At 39.8% G+C, this 19745-nt stretch carries 16 protein-coding genes; all 16 read left to right on the forward strand.

The features are described from left to right. Positions 1 to 220 precede the first annotated feature (220 nt). A complete protein-coding gene (gene cpsA / locus BTU61_RS03870; RefSeq protein WP_200772406.1) occupies positions 221 to 1690 on the forward strand; it encodes an LCP family glycopolymer transferase CpsA in 1470 nt (489 codons plus the stop codon). Then, positions 1687 to 2418, forward strand: a complete 732-nt coding sequence (gene cps4B, locus BTU61_RS03875) for a capsular polysaccharide biosynthesis protein Cps4B (RefSeq protein WP_200772407.1) — start codon at positions 1687 to 1689, stop codon at positions 2416 to 2418. Before cpsA ends, cps4B begins: the two co-directional genes overlap by 4 nt. 44 nt (positions 2419 to 2462) lie before the next feature. After that, complete coding sequence (locus BTU61_RS03880; RefSeq protein WP_200772408.1) at positions 2463 to 3158, forward strand: Wzz/FepE/Etk N-terminal domain-containing protein; 696 nt, start codon at positions 2463 to 2465, stop codon at positions 3156 to 3158. Between the two features lie 12 nt (positions 3159 to 3170). Then, on the forward strand, positions 3171 to 3863 hold the full coding sequence (locus BTU61_RS03885) for a tyrosine-protein kinase (RefSeq protein WP_200772409.1): 693 nt from the start codon (positions 3171 to 3173) through the stop codon (positions 3861 to 3863). 19 nt (positions 3864 to 3882) lie between these two features. Continuing rightward, positions 3883 to 5259: a sugar transferase gene (locus tag BTU61_RS03890; protein WP_200772410.1), complete on the forward strand. Its 1377-nt coding sequence runs from the start codon at positions 3883 to 3885 to the stop codon at positions 5257 to 5259. 38 nt (positions 5260 to 5297) lie between these two features. After that, the gene (gene cps2T, locus BTU61_RS03895; protein WP_200772411.1) at positions 5298 to 6470 is read left to right on the forward strand and encodes a beta 1-4 rhamnosyltransferase Cps2T; all 1173 of its coding nucleotides are present in this window, start codon (positions 5298 to 5300) and stop codon (positions 6468 to 6470) included. 2 nt (positions 6471 to 6472) lie between these two features. Continuing rightward, complete coding sequence (locus BTU61_RS03900) at positions 6473 to 7621, forward strand: glycosyltransferase family 4 protein (RefSeq protein ID WP_200772412.1); 1149 nt, start codon at positions 6473 to 6475, stop codon at positions 7619 to 7621. Position 7622: 1 nt separating this feature from the next. After that, a complete protein-coding gene (locus BTU61_RS03905; RefSeq protein ID WP_200772413.1) occupies positions 7623 to 8264 on the forward strand; it encodes a DUF1919 domain-containing protein in 642 nt (213 codons plus the stop codon). Continuing rightward, positions 8261 to 9232, forward strand: a complete 972-nt coding sequence (locus tag BTU61_RS03910; RefSeq protein ID WP_200772414.1) for a DUF6625 family protein — start codon at positions 8261 to 8263, stop codon at positions 9230 to 9232. Before BTU61_RS03905 ends, BTU61_RS03910 begins: the two co-directional genes overlap by 4 nt. Further along, on the forward strand, positions 9225 to 10295 hold the full coding sequence (locus BTU61_RS03915; protein ID WP_200772415.1) for a glycosyltransferase family 2 protein: 1071 nt from the start codon (positions 9225 to 9227) through the stop codon (positions 10293 to 10295). The genes BTU61_RS03910 and BTU61_RS03915 overlap by 8 nt, the downstream gene beginning before the upstream one ends. Positions 10296 to 10328: 33 nt before the next feature. After that, positions 10329 to 11477 (forward strand): polysaccharide polymerase, encoded by a 1149-nt coding sequence (locus BTU61_RS03920; RefSeq protein WP_200772416.1) that lies wholly within the window; start codon positions 10329 to 10331, stop codon positions 11475 to 11477. A gap of 2 nt (positions 11478 to 11479) precedes the next feature. Next, the gene (locus BTU61_RS03925; RefSeq protein WP_200772417.1) at positions 11480 to 12892 is read left to right on the forward strand and encodes a flippase; all 1413 of its coding nucleotides are present in this window, start codon (positions 11480 to 11482) and stop codon (positions 12890 to 12892) included. Between the two features lie 11 nt (positions 12893 to 12903). Then, positions 12904 to 14004 (forward strand): UDP-galactopyranose mutase, encoded by a 1101-nt coding sequence (glf, locus tag BTU61_RS03930; RefSeq protein WP_200772418.1) that lies wholly within the window; start codon positions 12904 to 12906, stop codon positions 14002 to 14004. Further along, the gene (locus BTU61_RS03935; protein ID WP_200772419.1) at positions 14001 to 14993 is read left to right on the forward strand and encodes a stealth family protein; all 993 of its coding nucleotides are present in this window, start codon (positions 14001 to 14003) and stop codon (positions 14991 to 14993) included. The genes glf and BTU61_RS03935 overlap by 4 nt, the downstream gene beginning before the upstream one ends. Before the next feature lie 10 nt (positions 14994 to 15003). After that, positions 15004 to 16056, forward strand: coding sequence for a glycosyltransferase (locus BTU61_RS03940; protein WP_200772420.1), 1053 nt, complete (start codon positions 15004 to 15006; stop codon positions 16054 to 16056). A 145-nt stretch (positions 16057 to 16201) separates the two neighbouring features. Next, positions 16202 to 19669, forward strand: a complete 3468-nt coding sequence (locus BTU61_RS03945) for a GBS Bsp-like repeat-containing protein (RefSeq protein ID WP_200772421.1) — start codon at positions 16202 to 16204, stop codon at positions 19667 to 19669. The last annotated feature ends 76 nt before the right edge of the window (positions 19670 to 19745 follow it).

The raw sequence follows: 19745 nt of genomic DNA on the forward strand, positions 1-19745 counted from the left end.
ACTCAACCACTGCGTCTTGTTCGACAATCCAAAAACAATAAAGAGGCTATGACTTTTGTCCCAGCCTCTTTATTTTCTTGAATCAGTATACAGGCGTTTACCTAGTTTTTGAAAGCGGTTACATCGGAGCTGTACTTAATAGACAAATTAGTGATAATTAATGCATCTTTTGTTAAAAATATGTTACAATAAATATGATTAGGACTAATTGGAGGTATTTATGTCAGAAAAAAGACGAAGTCGTCGTTCGGAGCACAAGTGGGGGCAATTGCGCATTGTCAATTCTGTCTTGCTTATTTTTTTGTGCATTACGGCCATTTGGGCGACTTATACGATCTTGGCGAATAATATCTTGGCCTTTCGCTATGTCAATGTCCTTTTGATTGCACTCTTCGTGCTACTAGTACTTTTGTCGGCATGGTTGATTGTAAAAAATCAGGCTAAAAAGACAACCCTTTTTTTGCTTTTGGTCGGTTTACTGACTAGCTCGGGAGTCTTGTTTGCCAGTCAACAACTTTTGAACCTCACCAGCAATGTCAATGGTCATTCCAACTACACAGAGTTCGAGATGGCTGTCTATGTCAAGAAAGATAGTGACATCAAAGATATCAAAGAGATTAAAGAAGTCACAGCGCCCAAGGGCAACAACAACGAAGCCAACCTCACGGCTCTCTTAGACAATATCAAAAAGACGAAGGGTCAGAATATCTCTGTAGTAGATACCCCAACCTATCTCGATGCTTATAAAAGCTTGCAAGAGGGAAATGCCTCGGCGATTGTGCTTAACAGCACCTTTGAGGATACCATTGCTGCTGAAGATGCTGACTATGCGAAAAAATTAAAGAAGATTTATTCTTATAAAATTCGAAAAGAAGTAGCAGCAACCAGCAAAGTGTCTGCCAATGCAGATGTCTTTAACATCTATGTCAGTGGGATTGATACCTATGGCCCGGTCACTTCAGTTTCTCGATCAGATGTCAATATCATCATGACCGTCAATCGGAAGACCAAGCAAGTCTTGTTGACCACAACGCCACGGGATGCTTATGTACCGATTGCGGATGGCGGGAACAACCAAAATGATAAGTTGACCCATGCAGGGATCTACGGTGTAGATGCTTCCATTCATACTCTTGAGAATCTCTATGACATCAAGCTCAACTACTATGTTCGCCTTAATTTCACGTCCTTCCTCAAGTTGATTGACCTTCTAGGGGGAATCGATGTGGAAAACGACCAAGAATTTACGAGTCTTCATGGCAAGTTCCATTTCCCAGTCGGAAAGGTACATTTAAACTCAGAGCAAGCACTTGGCTTTGTTCGGGAACGTTATTCTCTTCAAGGTGGTGACAATGACCGTGGCAAGAACCAAGAAAAAGTCATTGCAGCCATTATCAATAAGCTAACCTCTACCAAGGTTTTGAACAACTACAATGAGATTATCGGAAATCTTCAAGACTCTGTCCAAACCAATATGCAGTTGCCGGTCATGATGAACTTGATCAATACCCAGTTGGAAACAGGTGGCTCCTATGATGTGACCTCTCAAGCCATTACAGGACAAGGTCGTACCGATCTGCCATCTTATGCTATGCCTGGTTACAACCTCTATGTTATGGAACTGGATCAAGCCAGCTTGACCAAGGCCAAGAAAACCATCCAACAAGTTATGGAAGGAAAAGAAAAATGATTGATATCCACTCACACATCGTCTTCGATGTGGATGATGGACCCAAAACCAGAGAAGATACGCGTGCTCTCTTGACAGAAAGTTATCGTCAAGGGGTGCGGACCATCATCTCTACTTCGCATCGCCGCAAGGGTATGTTTGAAACCCCTGAGGGAAAAATTTCAGAAAATTTTCAAGAAGTGAAAAAGATTGCGGCAGAAGTTGCACCGGATCTGACAATTCATTACGGAGCAGAAATTTACTTTACAAATGATGTCTTGAAGAAGCTGGAAGAAAAGACTATCCCGAGTCTTGCAGAGACGCATTTTGCCCTCATTGAATTTAGCATGGGAACGCCCTATAAAGAAATCCACACAGCCTTGGATCGCCTGCTTCATCTCGGTATTACGCCGGTGGTAGCCCATATTGAACGCTACAATTGTTTGGAGAAAAATGAGGAGCGCGTGCAAGAGATGATTGACATGGGTTGCTACATGCAGATCAATAGTTCCAGCGTTCTCAAGCCTCGCCTCTTTGGAGATGAGCAAAAGCACCTCAAAAAACGGGCTCGCTATTTCTTAGAAAAAGATTTGGTCCACTTTGTGGCCAGCGATATGCATAATTTGACGAAGCGACCACCTTATATGGCAGAAGCTTATCGCTTGATCCAGGAAGAATACGGCGAAAAACGGGCAAAAGACCTCTTTGTCAACCATCAACAGCTCTTGTTAGCAGATGAATTAATCTAACCATGAAACAGGTGGAGAGATCCACATGAAGGAGTAATTAGGAAATGAACAATCAAGAAAATCAAGCAGTGGAAATTGATGTTTTCGCTATGCTAAAGACCCTATGGAAACGCAAGTTTTCAATCGTTTTGGTCGCTCTGGTTTTTGCCATTGCTGCATTTGGCTACAGTGCCTTTTTAGCCAAGAAAGAATACCAAAGTACTAGCCGGATCTATGTGGTCAGCCGTCAAAATCAAGATAACAATGCCTTGACCAACTCTGATTTGCAGGCTGGTTCTTACTTGGTTAAGGACTACCGCGAAATCATCCTTTCTCAAAATGTCTTGAGCCAAGCAATTGATGAGTTGAAACTCGATATGACCCCAGCTGAGTTGTCTAAGAAAATCAATGTATCTGTTCCAACCGATACACGGATCCTCTCTATCACAGCCAAGGATGGGGATCCAAAAGAAGCGGCGCGCATTGCCAATGGCCTTCGCAATGTAGCTGCTGAAAAGATCATCTCGGTGACCAAGGTGTCCGATGTTACAACTTTGGATGAGGCAGAAGTGCCTCAATTGCCTTCATCACCAAATATCCGCCGCAATGTCCTTCTTGGTTTTGTCGCTGGAGCTGGTCTCATGGTGGTGCTCTTGGTTGTCGTAGAAGTCTTGGACGATCGTGTCAAGAGACCAGAAGACATCGAAGAGTTGATGGGCTTGACCTTGCTTGGTATTGTGCCAGATATTAAGAAATTATAGACTGGGGATTGCATGAATACGTTAGAAATTTCAAAAAACAAATTACAAGAAATTCGGAAGGCAGAAGAGTATTTCAATGCTCTTGCGACCAACATCCAACTGAGCGGTGTGAATCTTAAGGCCATTGCTGTCTCATCTGTTAAAGAAAATGAAGGGAAGTCTACTACATCAACCAACTTGGCTGTTGCCTTCGCGCGCGCAGGCTACAAGACCCTCCTGGTCGATTGTGATATCCGGAACTCGGTCATGACAGGGATTTTCCGTAGTCGTACCAAGATCCAAGGCTTGACTGATTTCTTAGCTGGTCGTAGCCAGCTGGATCAGGTCTTGTATGCGACAGATTTTCCAAACTTGGATATCATCGAGTCTGGACAGGTAGCTCCAAACCCAACGGGTCTCTTGCAAAGCAAGAACTTCACCGTCATGATGGATGCACTTCGGGAGCATTTTGACTACATTATCGTGGATACGCCTCCAATTGGGGTCGTGATCGATGCGGCCATTATCGCCCAACGCTGTGATGGGACTGTCTTAATTACAGAATCTGGTGCCAATGGACGCAAGGCCGTCCAAAAGGCTAAAGAACAGTTAGAACAAACAGGCACCCCTTTCTTAGGAGTTGTGCTCAATAAATTTAACATTAAAACTGCTGAGTATGGTTCGTATGGAGGGTACGGATCCTACGGAGAGTATGGGAAAAAGTAAAGAATAGGAATTAGGGGAAATGGGAGAAGAAAGAATTGAACTGGAGAAATTGAATATTGTTCTTTTTCAAAGTTTAGCAGTCCTATTTTCGGCTTACATTGTGAGTCTCTTTAAGGATGCAGAATACACCTCGCAGACGATCGCCATTCTCTATCTCTTACATTTTGTATCCTTTTACATTAGCAATATTGCCTATCGTTTTTATAGCAGGGGTTACCTGGATGAGCTCTTTCAGGTCTTGAAATACAATGTGTTTTTCGCTGTTGGGATCACCTTTACCTCTTTTATGCTCGATGGGGTCTTTTCCATCTCTCGTCGGGGGATGATCTACTTCTTTCTTTTTAATACGTTTTCTGTCTATATTATGGATCTCTTGCTCAAGAAATACCGGAAGTCTGTTTCACCGCGACGGAAAAGTTCGCGGAAGATTTTCTTGATCACAGCGACTAGTAGGATGGAAAAGGTATTTGATATTCTGCATTCACCCAACCTCTATCATGGAGAACTAATCGGTGTCACTGTCATGGATGATACGACATTTGATCATGCAGGTGTACGTGTCATTCAGCCAGATCAAATGTTGGCCTTCGTTACGAAGGAAGTAGTGGACGAAGTGTTTATTAATCTCCCAAGTGAAGATTACAATATCAGTGAATTGGTTTCGGAGTTTGAGAATATGGGGATTGATGTGTCGGTCAATCTCAATGCCTTCAATTTTGCACCTTTAGGGAATAAAAGAGTGCAAGAAATTGGAGGACTAAGCGTCGTTACCTTCTCTACCAATTTTTACAAGCCGAGTCACGTCTTTGCCAAACGCCTCTTAGACATTGTAGGAGCCCTCTTTGGTCTCTTGATTTGTGGCCTCGTAAGTATTGTCTTGGTTCCTCTGATCCGCAAGGATGGCGGACCTGCCTTCTTTGTACAAAAACGAGTCGGTAAGAACGGGCGCTATTTCAATTTTTATAAATTCCGCTCCATGCGTGTCGATGCCGAAGAGATCAAAAAATATTTGATGTCTCAAAATACCATGACAGGTGGCATGTTTAAAATGGAAAATGATCCGCGGGTAACGCCAATCGGACGCTTTATTCGTAAGACCAGTCTCGACGAATTGCCCCAATTTTACAATGTTCTGATCGGTGATATGAGTCTGGTTGGGACCCGTCCACCTACCGTGGATGAATACCAAGAGTATACACCAGACCAAAAACGTCGCCTCAGCTTTAAGCCGGGGATTACGGGCCTTTGGCAGGTGAGTGGGCGCAGTGAAATTACGGACTTTGACGAGGTTGTTAAACTCGATGTGGCTTATATGGATGGTTGGACGATCTGGAGAGATATTCAGATCTTGCTCAAGACCGTGAAGGTTGTACTTAGAAAAGAAGGAGCGAAGTAGGGAAATCCCTACTTCGTCCTTTCCATGTTAGGAGAAAAATGACACAATCAATTTATATCGTTGGATCCAAAGGTATTCCAGCAAAATATGGTGGTTTTGAGACCTTTGTTGAGAAGTTGACAGAATTCCAACAAGACAAAGATATCCAGTATTATGTAGCTTGTATGCGGAAGAATTCAGCCAAATCAGGAATCACTGCAGATACTTTCGAGCATAACGGTGCAATGTGTTACAACATTGATGTCCCTAATATCGGTCCTGCGCGTGCCATTGCGTATGATATCGCAGCTCTCAATAAGGCTATTGAAATGGCTAAAGAAAATAAAGATCAAGCTCCGATCTTTTATGTCCTAGCATGCCGAATTGGTCCTTTTATCTCAAAAATTAAAAAGAAAATCAAAGCCATCGGTGGGACCCTCATGGTCAATCCAGATGGTCATGAATGGCTTCGTGCGAAATGGAGCCTTCCAGTCCGCAAGTATTGGAAGTTTTCTGAGCAACTGATGGTTAAACATGCTGATCTGTTAATCTGTGATAGCAAGAACATCGAGGCTTATATTCAGAAGGACTATGCTAAGTATCAGCCTCAGACGACCTATATCGCCTATGGAACGGATACAAGCAAGTCTATCCTGAGTAAAGAAGACGAGAAAGTAGGGACTTGGTTTGCGGACAAGCAAGTTACTGAAGGGAACTACTATCTTGTCGTGGGACGTTTTGTACCTGAAAACAACTATGAGGCCATGATTCGTGGCTTTATGCAGTCCAATTCCAAAAAAGATTTTGTCCTCATTACCAATGTAGAGCAAAACAAGTTCTATGAACAGTTACGTAAAGATACTGGATTTGATCAAGATCCTCGAGTGAAGTTTGTCGGGACTGTTTATGATCAAGAATTGCTCAAATACATTCGTGAACATGCCTTCGCTTATTTCCATGGTCATGAGGTTGGGGGGACTAATCCGTCCCTTCTTGAGGCGCTCGAGTCTACTAAACTCAACCTCTTATTAGATGTTGGTTTTAACCGGGAAGTCGGTGAAGAGGGGGCGCTTTATTGGAAGAAAGACCAATTGGCACATGTCATTGATCAGGCTGAACAATTGGATGATCAAGCCATCGCAGACCTCAATGAGAAATCAAGCCGACGGATCGCAGAATCCTTCACTTGGGAAAAGATTGTCACAGACTACGAGAAAGTATTTAAAGGTTAGAAATGCAGAAAATATTATATCTCCATGCGGGTGCCGAAATGTATGGCGCTGACAAGGTGTTGTTGGAGCTGATTAAAGGTTTGGATAAAGATGCTTTTGAGGCACACGTTATCTTACCCAATGATGGTGTCTTAGTTGGTGCATTGGAAGAGGTCGGTGCTAAGGTTAAAGTCATTGATTACCCAATCTTGCGTCGCAAATATTTTAATCCAAAAGGGATCCTTGAGTACTTTGGTTCTTATAACCGATATTCTAAACAAATTGCCAACTATGCCAAAGAGAACGGGATTACCCTCATTCACAACAATACTACGGCGGTGCTTGAGGGGATTTATCTCAAGCGGAAGTTAAAACTTCCTTTGATTTGGCATGTCCATGAAATCATTGTCAAACCAAAAGCCATTTCAGACTTTATCAACTTTTTGATGGGGCACTATGCGGATAAGATTGTGACAGTTTCAAATGCTGTGGCTAACCACGTCAAGCAGTCTCGCTTTGTAAAAAATGAACAAGTTCAAGTGATTTATAATGGTGTTGACAATGCTGTCTATCATGAGATGGATGCTAGCGCGGTCCGTGAGCAGTTTGGAATTGCGCAGGATGCCTTGGTGATTGGTATGGTTGGTCGAGTGAATGCTTGGAAAGGTCAAGGAGACTTCCTAGAAGCTGTGACGCCAATCTTAAAAGCCAATCCAAAAGCAGTAGCCTTTCTAGCAGGTAGTGCATTTGAGGGGGAAGAGTGGCGCGTGGATGAGTTGGAAAAAGCTATTTCAGACTCACCAGTAGCTGGACAAATCAAGCGAATCGACTATTATAGCCAGACGACAGAGCTCTATAATATGTTTGACATCTTTGTCTTGCCAAGTACCAATCCAGACCCACTGCCAACAGTCGTCCTAGAAGCCATGGATTGTGGCAAGCCTGTAGTGGGTTACCGTCATGGCGGTGTTTGTGAAATGGTGAAAGAAGGTGAAAATGGCCTTCTTGCCACTCCAAATCAGCCTGCAGAACTGTCGAAAGCAATTCAAGAATTAGCGGATAATACCGAGAAGCGAGAACAATATGGCACGGCCTCTGTCAAACGTCAAAAAGAACTCTTTTCATTACAAAGTTATATTCGGAATTTCTCGGAGTTGTATAAGAAATACTAAGATGAATACTGAAACAATTAAGAACAAATTAAAACCGTTTATCTATCCAATTATTCACTTTATTCCTAGACGAAGACTAAAGAATAAGAATTTCACGATTATTTGTGATAATTGTTGGGCTGGGAAAGTCTATCAGGAGTTGGGACTACCTTATCAAACGCCATTTGTAGGGATGTTTATCTTTTCACCTGATTACATCAAAATGCTCAAGAATTTAAAATATTATTTGAGTGGAGATATCCCCTTAAAATTTGTTAAGGAATCAAAATATATCGAGGACTTTGATAATGCCTATCCACTTGCCCTTCTTGACGATATTGAACTTCATTTTTTGCATTATGCAGATGAAAAAGAAGCAACTCAGAAATGGCAACGCCGTTTGGAACGCATTCACTGGGATAATCTATATTTCAAATTCAATGATAATGATGCTTGTACTTATGAGTTGATGAAAGAATTTGAAGAACTTCCCTACAAGAGTAAGGTTATCTTCTCTTCAAAGAATTATAGCGATTTGCCTTCCTTGGTTCATTTTAAATCAGCTGAAAAGCAAGGATACGTTGGCATCGATTTGAAAACGTACCATCGCTATTTCAATGCTGTAACTTGGTTGAATAAGGGTGGAGAGGATCTAACTAAATGAAAAAGATAAGACTTATTATTCCATATTTCGGAAGACTTCCAAAATTTTTCCCTTATTTTTTGTTGACCGCCAAACGTAATCAAAAGATTGATTTCTTAATTTATACGGATCAAAAGGTTGACCAATTTGACATTTTAAATGCTAAAAATATAGAATTTGTAAGCCTTTCTTTTGGTGAGTTAAGAGAGAAAGTTCAGTCTAAGTTTGATTTTAAAATCTCTCTTAAAACACCTTATAAATTATGTGACTATAAAGTTGCTTATGGACTTATCTTTGAAGAAGAATTAAAGGGTTATGATTACTGGGGTTTTTGTGACACAGATGTCTTACTAGGTGATATTTATCAATTTCTTGAAGAGCATAGCTTTTTTGAAAATGACTATGCTCGATATGGTCTTTTAGGTCATCTTCAAATTTTTAAGAATTCAAGAGAAGTTAATCGTGTTTTTATGTCTGGGCAAGGTTCATACTATCGATTAGATTATCACAATGTCTATACTAGTGAACAAAATTTTATTTTTGATGAGGCAGAAGGTATCCAAAAGCTTTTTGAAAAATGTCATTTCAAACAACTGCAAGATAAGTTTTTTGATGATATTGATATTAGTCATTTCTCATTTCGGGAATATGGTGAAAATGAACCGAAACGCTATTATTTTTGGTCAGAGGAAAATGGTTTGGAATCGATAAATTTAATCGATAGTGATATAGTGGTTAAGCGTCCTCTATACGCACATTTCCAAAAGAGAATGATTAAATGCCCTGACTTTAAACTAGTCGATTCATTTTATGTTATACCAAATCAATTAGTTATTGGAGAGAAAATTTCTAAGCAAGAGCTAGTAGAGGTAACAAGAAATAAATTCTATTGGGAATATGTTAAATCAACAATGTTAAAGAAATTTAAAAAAGAAAAATGGACACTAGAATTTATTCGTCATAAATTAAGGATGAAGAGTAATGAATAATATAGATTTGAGTATTATTGTTCCAGTATTTAATGTTGAAGGTTATTTAAAAAGAGCCCTAGATTCCATACTTATGCAATCGTCACCGATCAATTATGAAATTGTGTTAATTGATGACGGTTCAAGTGATAATAGCGGTGTGATTTGCGATGAGTACCAAAATAATTTTTCTAATGTTTGTGTTAGGCATATTGAAAATAACGGAGTGTCAGAAGCTAGGAACCTAGGTATTTCTTTGTCAAGGGGTAATTATTTATTTTTTATGGATCCAGACGACTTCGTATCTGAGGATTTCTTTGAAAAAATATTTCCTAACCTCAATGATAAATGGGATGTTCTTTGTTTTGGCTACAATGAAATTAAAGAAAATAAGGACACTATTTTGTCTTGTCGTCCTCATTTGTATACGTATTGCGGTCTTCTTGGAAAGAATGAATTTAGAAATGAATTTATAGAGTTATTCAAAACGGATATGATGTATAATGTTTGGTCGAGAATCTATAACAAGTCATTTATTTTAAAACACGATATTAAGTTTCCTAGTAAACCAATAGGAGAAGATACTTCATTCAATTTTCAAGTTTATCGACATTTAAATACCATTCAATTTATTGACTCGACTCTTTATAATTATATTGCTGGTAGAAGCGGTTCAGCATTGACCAGTTTTCATCCTAGAAGAATCGAAATACAATTAGATGAACTTCAAGCATTGCAACAATTACTTGAAAAGTTCCAAATAGAAGATGCCTCATTAATTCAAGAAATTAAGACAAAAATCATTGTAAGTGCAGCCTTTCAAATTTCTAATTTAAATGCGCGAAGGAAAGAAAAGATACAATTACTGCAATCTATTATTACTAATAAAGCTTTTGATCATATTTTTTCAGGAAATAGGAATCAAACGATTGGGTCTTATAAGACCTTATTAAGACAGCGAGATATTTCTTCTTTTCTTAGAAGATTGAGTATTGATCTTCTCACCCAAAAAAAATTTCGGACAGTCATCTTTATTGAAAAAATGAAAATGAATCCAATTTTACGTAAAATTGCTTTTAAATAGGTGTAGCTATTTTATTAAGAGTAAAAAGGTATTATGTTAAAAATTAAGTTTGAGAACCTTTTGGTTATTCTAGTATTGACTCTCATTGTTGGGTACGATACTCTTATGACAACAATGTTAAACAGAATAATCCCAAACCTTCCGGTTGTTTTATTAATCTGTTTATCATTATTATTATGTTTTAGATTTTTGTATATAAAAAAATTCACGTTCTTTTATATCTTAACTGCTATTTTATTACTACTAACAAGTTCTATCGTATTCATGCATACGGGCGGGACTAATTTCCTACTTTATTCATTATTGATTTTGTTATTATATGATGCAGATATTGATGTTATCTTAAAAACATACGTTATTGTGTCAGGAACGATAGTGTTGGGAGTTTTCTTACTTTCAATTCTAGGAGTTATTCCTAATTTACAATTTGCTCAGGTCCGTTCGTCTGGCTTTGTGATTAGAAATTCCTTTGGTTTCATTTATCCAACTGACTTTGCGTCCCACTGTTTTTATTTATTTATTGCTTGGGGATATGTACTACGGAAAAGGTTCATCATACTACGAACCTTAGTAGGTATTAGTTTAGCATTTTTTATCATCAAATTTTGTGATGCTCGGTTAAATGCCCTTTCTGTACTTGTAGCAACTGTCATTTTTATTGTCATGTATGTTACTAAAGAAAGAAAATTTAAAATTTATGGGATCTTACCTTATTTTGCAGCTATATTTTCTTTCTTAATGTTTTACTTATCGTATTTCTTTACCTGGTCTTCTTCATTATTTGTGAGTTTGAACAACTTATTCAGTATGAGGTTATTTTTAGGGAAAAATGCAATAGAGACCTATGGATTACATTTGTTTGGAGCAACCGGGGTTAAGTTTATAGGATATGGTGGCACAACAGAATCAGTATACAGTTATAACTATGTAGATTCCTCTTATATTCAAATGTTATTTTACTACGGAGTTGTTCCTGTCGTATTACTGGTATTGATATATGTACTTGCATCGAAGAGACTTTATAAACAAGGAATGTTTTTATTTCTAGCTCTATTATCACTTATTACAATAAACTGTATGATTGAAGCATTTTGGGTAAGACCAGGATATAATATTTTTATATTCACACTTTTTGCCAACCTTTTACCAGTTCAAAATAAAATGATAGATAGAGTTGAATGAACATGAAAGTTTTAAAAAATTACGCCTATAATCTCTCCTACCAGCTACTGGTGATGATTCTACCGATTATCACTACCCCTTATGTCACTCGGGTATTTAGCTCGGAAGATTTAGGAACTTACGGCTATTTCAACTCCATTGTCACCTACTTTATCCTTTTAGCGACTTTAGGAGTGGCCAATTACGGTACTAAGGAAATTTCAGGACACCTACAAGAGATCCGAAAGAATTTTTGGGGGATCTATACCCTCCAGTTAGGTGCGACATTTGTATCTCTCCTCCTTTATGCTTTGTTTTGCTTGATACTTCCATCCATGCAAAATCCTGTAGCCTATATTTTGGGACTCAGTTTGGTTTCAAAAGGGCTCGATATTTCCTGGCTTTTTCAGGGCTTAGAGGACTTCCGCAAGATTACGGTTCGGAATATCACGGTGAAGCTAGTTGGAGTCATCTCCATTTTCTTGTTCGTTAAATCTGCCAATGATCTTTATCTCTATGTATTCTTACTAACCATCTTTGAGCTGTTAGGTCAGCTGAGCATGTGGTTACCTGCCCGCGAATTTATTGGGAAAGCCCATTTTGATATGGCCTATGCACGGGTGCATTTAAAACCGGTCATTCTGCTCTTTTTACCGCAGATTGCCATTTCCCTCTATGTTACTCTTGACCGAACCATGCTGGGGGCTCTCGCCTCTACAAAGGATGTTGGGATTTACGATCAGGCTTTAAAACTCGTCAATATTTTGTTGACCTTAGTCACCTCACTGGGGAGTGTCATGTTGCCTCGTGTATCGAGCCTCTTGTCATCTGGGGACCACAAGGCCGTCAACAAGATGCACCAAATGTCCTTTTTGATTTATAATTTGGTCATTTTCCCGATTATTGCCGGCATGTTAATTGTCAATGATGACTTTGTTCAATTCTTCCTAGGGAAGGATTTCCAGGATGCGCGTTATGCCATTGCCATCATGATTTTTAGAATGTTCTTTATCGGGTGGACCAATATCATGGGGATTCAAATTCTCATCCCGCACGATAAGAACAAAGAATTTATGCTATCCACCACCATTCCTGCTATTGTTAGTGTTGGGTTGAATGTGCTTTTCTTGCCTCACTTTGGTTTTATCGGCGCGGCTATTGTATCAGTTCTGACAGAGTCACTGGTATGGTTCATTCAATTGTACTATACCCGTCATTACCTCAGGGAAGTTCCGATCGTCGGGTCTATGGTAAAAATTGTATGCGCATCGGCTATGATGTATGGCCTGTTGCTACTTGTAAAACCCTTCCTACATTTCACCCCTACCCTGAATGTACTCGTGTATGCGGTGCTTGGTGGGATCATTTATCTAATCGCCATCCTAGTTCTGAGAGTGGTAGATGTGAAAGAATTAAAACAAATATTTAAGAATTAATGGAGTCTACTATGTACGATTATCTGATCGTTGGTGCAGGTTTGTCTGGAGCAATCTTCGCACACGAAGCAACAAAACGTGGTAAAAAAGTAAAAGTGATTGACAAGCGGGATCACATCGGTGGGAATATCTATTGTGAAGAAGTTGAAGGAATCAATGTTCACAAGTACGGTGCCCACATTTTCCATACCTCAAACAAAAAGGTTTGGGATTATGTCAACCAATTCGCTGAATTTAACAACTATATCAATTCACCGGTGGCGAACTACAAGGGTAGCCTCTACAATCTTCCCTTCAACATGAATACCTTCTACGCCATGTGGGGAACAAAGACTCCTCAAGAAGTCAAGGACAAGATTGCGGAACAAACGGCTGATATGAAAGATGTTGAGCCCAAGAACCTGGAAGAACAGGCGATCAAGCTGATTGGTCCAGATATCTACGAAAAGTTGATCAAGGGCTATACGGAGAAGCAATGGGGACGTTCTGCAACAGACCTGCCTCCTTTCATCATTAAGCGCCTCCCAGTTCGTTTGACCTTTGATAATAACTACTTTAATGACCGTTACCAAGGGATTCCAATTGGTGGTTACAATGTCATCATTGAAAACATGCTGGGTGATGTAGAGGTAGAACTTGGGGTTGATTTCTTCGCCAATCGTGAAGAACTGGAAAGCTCTGCTGAAAAAGTGGTCTTTACAGGGATGATTGACCAGTACTTTGACTACAAACATGGGGAGTTAGAATACCGTAGCCTTCGGTTCGAACACGAGATCTTGGACGAGGAAAATCATCAGGGTAATGCTGTGGTCAACTACACCGAGCGTGAGATTCCTTACACTCGGATCATCGAACACAAGCATTTCGAGTATGGAACCCAACCGAAGACAGTCATTACCCGTGAATACCCAGCTGACTGGAAACGAGGCGATGAACCATACTACCCAATCAATGATGAAAAGAACAACGCCATGTTTGCAAAGTACCAAGAAGAAGCCGCTAAAAGTGACAAGGTTATCTTCTGTGGGCGCCTAGCAGACTATAAATACTACGACATGCACGTGGTTATTGAGCGAGCTTTGGAAGTTGTTGAGAAAGAATTTAGTAAATGACAGAAGAAAAAATTGATATCGTGGTTCTTTGGGTTGACGGAAGTGACCCGGAGTTTATCCGTGAGAAACAAGCCGTGACAGGTCAAATAGCAGAAATAGACCAGGAAATCGATGGTGAGCAACGCTATCGTGATTACGGTATTTTTAATTATTGGTTTCGAATGATTGAAAAGCATGCTCCTTGGGTAAATCATATTTATTTAGTCACAAATGGGCAAAAACCGGAATGGTTGAACTTGGAGCATCCACAACTCAAGTTGGTCACTCATAAGGAATTTATCCCTAAAGAGTATCTGCCTACTTATAATTCAGCGGCTATTGAGCTTAACCTCCATCGGATTGAAGGCTTGTCGGAAAACTTTCTTTATTTCAATGATGATATGTACTTAATTAGAGACAGTCAGCCTTCGGATTTTTATAAAAATGGGCAACCGAAACTTTTAGCAGTATACGATGCTTTGGTTCCTTGGTCACCATTTACAAATACTTATCACAATAATGTTGAGTTGATTTATCGCCATTTTCCTAATAAGAAGGCTTTAAAATCTTCACCTTGGAAATTCTTTAATTACCGTTATGGATCTTTGATTTTGAAAAACTTGTTACTCTTGCCATGGGGGCCGACGGGATACGTGAACCAGCATTTACCTGTTCCGATGAAAAAGAGTACCTTGGCACATTTATGGGAAATTGAGGGAGAAATTTTGGATAGAACCTCCAGAAATAAGATTAGAAATTATGGGGTAGATGTCAATCAATACATCTGTTCTCTCTGGCAAATTGAAAGTAACCAGTTTTATCCGATGTCAAAGAATTTTGGAGAGACAATTGGTTTAAATCAAGTGGATAAACTTGATAAAATCTTTGAAGATAAACATAAAAAACTGCTTTGTGTGAATGATGATAGTGACCTTAAGCAAGAAAATCTCATTCATTTTAAAGAAATCATACAAGAACGCTATCCTAAAAAATCAGCTTTTGAAAAATGAGAAATAAGAGATGAAATACTATTTAAAAGAAGAATTTTTACACGATCATAATGTGAAAAATGCCGGGAATAAGGCACGTAATGATGTTGAAGTGATCTTTAATAGACTAGGTTATGCCCCCTTAAAAGTTAGGGTAGATGACTGGTATAAAATGAATGTTCTTAATGCTCAGATTCACAAATATAGAGCACTTTTGAGAGCCTTCAAACGTTTAAAGAAAAATGATGATATTGTGATACAATTTCCCTTGTTACATCATTCTTTATTTATTAACAGTCTACTAAAATCTCTTAAAAATAGAGGTGTTAACACCTATCTTCTGATTCACGATCTAGAAACCTTGCGTTTTGTAAATGACAAGACTCTACCATTTAGAATGAAGTTACGGATGAAATTAACGGAAGGTGATACATTTTATAGTGTAACTGGCCTCATCGCCCACAATCCTATTATGAAGTCAGTTTTGGTGGATAAAGGAGTGGCGGAAGATAAGATTGTCAGTCTTGGAATTTTTGATTATTTGATTCCAAATTTCCAAGAAAAAAGTGGACTGACAAAAGACCAGCCAATCATTGTGGCAGGTAATTTGGCCCAGGAAAAAGCTGGTTATCTTTATAATCTTCCAGAAGCACCGGCTTATAACCTCTATGGTGTTGGTTTTGATGAGAGTAGAGCACTTGCAAATGAAACCTACTTTGGTTCCTTCCTACCAGATGAGCTTCCTGCAGCCCTTGAGGGTGGTTTTGGTCTGGTCTGGGATGGAGATAGCGTTGAGACCTGTAGTGGCTTTTTTGGCGAATACCTCCGTTATAACAACTCCCACAAAGCTTCACTTTATCTGGCGTCAGGCTTCCCACTTGTAGTTTGGAAACAGTCAGCCTTGTCACATTTTGTGCTTGAGAAGGGTTGCGGGATTGCAGTAGAGTCTCTTCATGACTTGAAGGAGGCAATCGATAATCTTTCAGATGCCGATTACCAAGACTTGGTGAACAATGCCAAGCGTGTCGGTCAGGAAATCCGAGAGGGTCACTACTTAAAGACGGCCTTAAATCAATTAGCATAAGATCAAAAGAAGTCAGATGGACTTCTTTTTTTAGTTTTTCAAAAAAATATCACTAATTTTAAAAATTTGCCTTATAAAACTTTTCATCGCTGAAATCGTGTGGTAAAATGATTAACGTATAAAATTTGTATAAAGGGAAGTTTATATGAAAAAGAAAGATCTTATTTTTTATGCCGGAGCGGCAGTCTTGATGGCTGTATCTGCTCAGGGAGTCAGTGCAGATGAGCTGGTTTCAAATGAGGCTACTACTGAAGGCAACCAAGTCCAAGCTGAAAAAGCGCCAGAAGTAGCCGTTGCTGAAAAGACTGTAGCACCAGTCGCAAGCAACTACGCAGCACCAGCAAATGTGACCGAACCAGCTGTGGTACCCGCAAGCAAGACTACGGCTTCAGAAAGTGGGGCTTCATCTGTAGAGAAAGCTGCAGAAGCATCGACTACTGAGAAAGAAGAAACTCCTCTTCCGTCTGATACAGGTAGCACGACCTTCTTTAACACAGGCACTCACGCTCCTGCTGGTCGCTCAACAGATGTAGCCGTTCAGCCAAAATCATTTGTCGATGTGAGTAGTCACAACGGCAATATTAGTATTGCAGAATACCGTACACTGGCCAATAAAGGCGTGGGCGGTGTCGTTGTCAAATTGACAGAAGATACATGGTACAATAACCCAAATGCGGAGAACCAAATTCGTAATGCACAAGCAGCAGGGCTTCAAGTATCGACTTATCACTTTTCACGTTACACTTCTGAAGAATCAGCGCGTGCGGAAGCTCGATTCTATATTGCAGCTGCACAACGTTTGAGTTTGCCAAAGAACACCCTCATGGTCAATGACTTTGAGGATGCCAAGATGCAGCCAAACATTAACCACAACACCCAAGCTTGGGTGGATGAAATGCGCAAAAACGGCTACAATAATTTGATGTTTTACACTAGTGCTAGCTGGTTGGATGAAAACAATCTTCGCAAGAAAGGTCCTGTCAACACCGCTCAATTTGGCCTTCAAAATTTTTGGGTAGCCCAATATCCTGCTCCGAAATTATCTGTTGAAGATGCTAAGAGTTTGCGTTACAATGGAAAAGCAGGGGCATGGCAATTCTCTTCCCAAGCAGAATTGCTTCCAGGGAAACATCTCTTTGACCACAGTGTAGACTATACAGGACGTTTTACAGCAAATGCAAAACCAGCAGCTGATCCAACAGTAGGAAACTTAAGTGGAACGATCAACATTGTCAATAATGATACCATGGCAGGTCGATTTGATGTTGTGATTTCAAATGTTAAAGCCCCTAACGGAGTTCAAACTGTTTCGGTACCAATTTGGTCAGAAATTAATGGACAAGATGACCTTATTTGGTATACAGCGAATCGTCAAGCAAATGGAACTTATACCGTTAATGTGAAAGCATCGGATCATAAGAACTCAACTGGCCTTTACAATGTCCATCTATACTATGTCCAAAACAACGGACAATTGATGGGTGTGGGTGGAACAACGACTCAAGTATTCATTGGTAAGACAACTGAGCAGTTAAAACCTAAAGCAAGTTTTACGATTGAAAACAATAATGATAAATCAGGAACTTTCGACGCTGTGATCACTAATATCACAGCGCCACTAGGTGTTAAGGAAATTTTAGTCCCATCATGGAGTCTAGAAAATGGCCAAGATGATCTTATCTGGCACAAGGCAACTAAGCAAACTGATGGTAGCTATCGCGTAACGATTAAGGCAAGTGAGCATAAGGGCAATAAAGGAAACTATCGTGCCGATGCTTATATCGTCGACAACTCTAACAATCGTTATTATATTGCTGAAAAAGTAGTTTCGGTTGATTACGTTCGACCAAGTGGTGTTCTGACGATTGAAAACAATAACCCAGTAGCAGGTACCTTTGATGCGGTTGTTAGTAATATTGTTGCACCGACTGGTTTAAAAGAAGTTCTAGTTCCATCATGGAGTTTGGTGAGGGGCCAAGATGACCTCATTTGGCACAAGGCAACGCGTCAAGCAGATGGTTCTTATCGTGTGACTATCAAAGCAACAGATCATAAGGATTCAACTGGCAATTACCGTGCTGATGTCTACATTGTAGATGATTCAAATAATCGTTTTTATCTGACCGAAAAAGTAGTTGACGTTCGTCAATCGCGCCCAACTGCTTCATTAACGATCGAAAACAATAATGTTTCTACTGGTAGTTTTGATGCGGTTATTCGTAATGTAGTGGCACCGACTGGTGTAAAGGAAATCTTAGTTCCATCATGGAGTCTTGAAAATGGACAGGATGATCTTATATGGCACAAGGCAAATCGTCAATCTGATGGTAGTTATCGAGTGAAGATTAAAGCGAGTGATCATAAAAACTCACTAGGGAACTATCGTGCAGACCTTTATATTGTTGATAATGATAACAACCGTCATTTTGTTACTGAAACAGTTGTAACCGTTAAGCATGATAAACCAACGGGAATCCTTTCGGTTGTCAATAACAACAAAGACACAGGAACCTTTGACGTCATCATCAAGGATGTCTATAGTCCTAAAGGTGTGCGGACTGTGCAAGTCCCAACTTGGTCGGATAAGGACGGACAGGATGATCTCCGCTGGTACGAAGCAACTCGCCAAGCGAACGGTGACTACAAGGTCTCGGTCAAAGCGAGCGATCACAAGAACTCTACTGGGAAGTACCATATTCATCTTTACTACATTCAAAATGACGGTTCTCGGATTGGTATTGGCACCACTACTACCGACGTAGAAGTTAGAAATGCCATGACCAAGACACAGGCTGCCATTAAGAATGTCAATGCAACGAACGGGACTTATACAGTAGCTGTAGATCAAGCACCTCAAGGTCGTCAGATTAAGAATATTCGTGTCGCAGCTTGGTCTAAAGCTCATCAAGAAAATCTTTACTGGTATTCCTCAATCCCAACAGGTATGCACACAGAGATAACGGTATCTGCCAATAATCACGGTAATGAAGCAGGCAACTATACTACTCACGTCTATGTGGACTATGTGGATGGTGGAGTGGAAGGCTTTAACCTTGGTCAAACAGCACTTTCACCTCGTAACCAAAAGGTAAACCCTCAAACAGCCTACTATTCACAACGTGATCCTCGTTGGGCTGGGAAATGGTATGGTGTGAGTAATGTAGATCAGTCAGGCTGTGTCCCAACATCTCTTGCTATGGTCTATACAGACATCCTAGGAAGAACTGTATTACCAACAACTGTGGCTGATTACCTCTACAATAATACAGACTCATTTAACAAAGGTGAAGTAGGAACAGATTCTGATGGTATTGTAGCTGCCACTCGTAACTGGGGCTTAAACAGTCAATTGGTTACCGGATCTGGAGGCATTGCAGAAGCCCTCATGGCTGGTAAACATGTGCTTGCTGCTGTCGGGAATAGCCAATTTGTTAGCGATCCTTATACACATGAGTTGGTCTTGCATGGTTATGACAATGGAAAAACCTATGTACGCGATCCATATAATAGCGGTAACAACGGCTGGTACTCCATCAATTATCTTCACTCCATTAAGAGTAAGGACCCGATGGATAACAAGCTCGGAGCACCTTTCTTCTCAATTTTTGCATAAGCTGATCAGAAGGCCAAATCGGCCTTCTGTTTGCTTTAAAAACAGGATAAAATCTTCTAATGATATTGTTTCTTGA

This window comes from Streptococcus lactarius, assembly GCF_016642265.1.
In the GTDB taxonomy this organism is placed as follows: domain Bacteria; phylum Bacillota; class Bacilli; order Lactobacillales; family Streptococcaceae; genus Streptococcus; species Streptococcus lactarius.

Coding starts and splice junctions, on each gene's coding strand:
- cpsA (WP_200772406.1), top strand. CDS start 221: ATGTCAGAAAAAAGACGAAGTCGTCGTTCGGAGCACAAGTGGGGGCAA.
- cps4B (WP_200772407.1), top strand. CDS start 1,687: ATGATTGATATCCACTCACACATCGTCTTCGATGTGGATGATGGACCC.
- BTU61_RS03880 (WP_200772408.1), top strand. CDS start 2,463: ATGAACAATCAAGAAAATCAAGCAGTGGAAATTGATGTTTTCGCTATG.
- BTU61_RS03885 (WP_200772409.1), top strand. CDS start 3,171: ATGAATACGTTAGAAATTTCAAAAAACAAATTACAAGAAATTCGGAAG.
- BTU61_RS03890 (WP_200772410.1), top strand. CDS start 3,883: ATGGGAGAAGAAAGAATTGAACTGGAGAAATTGAATATTGTTCTTTTT.
- cps2T (WP_200772411.1), top strand. CDS start 5,298: ATGACACAATCAATTTATATCGTTGGATCCAAAGGTATTCCAGCAAAA.
- BTU61_RS03900 (WP_200772412.1), top strand. CDS start 6,473: ATGCAGAAAATATTATATCTCCATGCGGGTGCCGAAATGTATGGCGCT.
- BTU61_RS03905 (WP_200772413.1), top strand. CDS start 7,623: ATGAATACTGAAACAATTAAGAACAAATTAAAACCGTTTATCTATCCA.
- BTU61_RS03910 (WP_200772414.1), top strand. CDS start 8,261: ATGAAAAAGATAAGACTTATTATTCCATATTTCGGAAGACTTCCAAAA.
- BTU61_RS03915 (WP_200772415.1), top strand. CDS start 9,225: ATGAATAATATAGATTTGAGTATTATTGTTCCAGTATTTAATGTTGAA.
- BTU61_RS03920 (WP_200772416.1), top strand. CDS start 10,329: ATGTTAAAAATTAAGTTTGAGAACCTTTTGGTTATTCTAGTATTGACT.
- BTU61_RS03925 (WP_200772417.1), top strand. CDS start 11,480: ATGAAAGTTTTAAAAAATTACGCCTATAATCTCTCCTACCAGCTACTG.
- glf (WP_200772418.1), top strand. CDS start 12,904: ATGTACGATTATCTGATCGTTGGTGCAGGTTTGTCTGGAGCAATCTTC.
- BTU61_RS03935 (WP_200772419.1), top strand. CDS start 14,001: ATGACAGAAGAAAAAATTGATATCGTGGTTCTTTGGGTTGACGGAAGT.
- BTU61_RS03940 (WP_200772420.1), top strand. CDS start 15,004: ATGAAATACTATTTAAAAGAAGAATTTTTACACGATCATAATGTGAAA.
- BTU61_RS03945 (WP_200772421.1), top strand. CDS start 16,202: ATGAAAAAGAAAGATCTTATTTTTTATGCCGGAGCGGCAGTCTTGATG.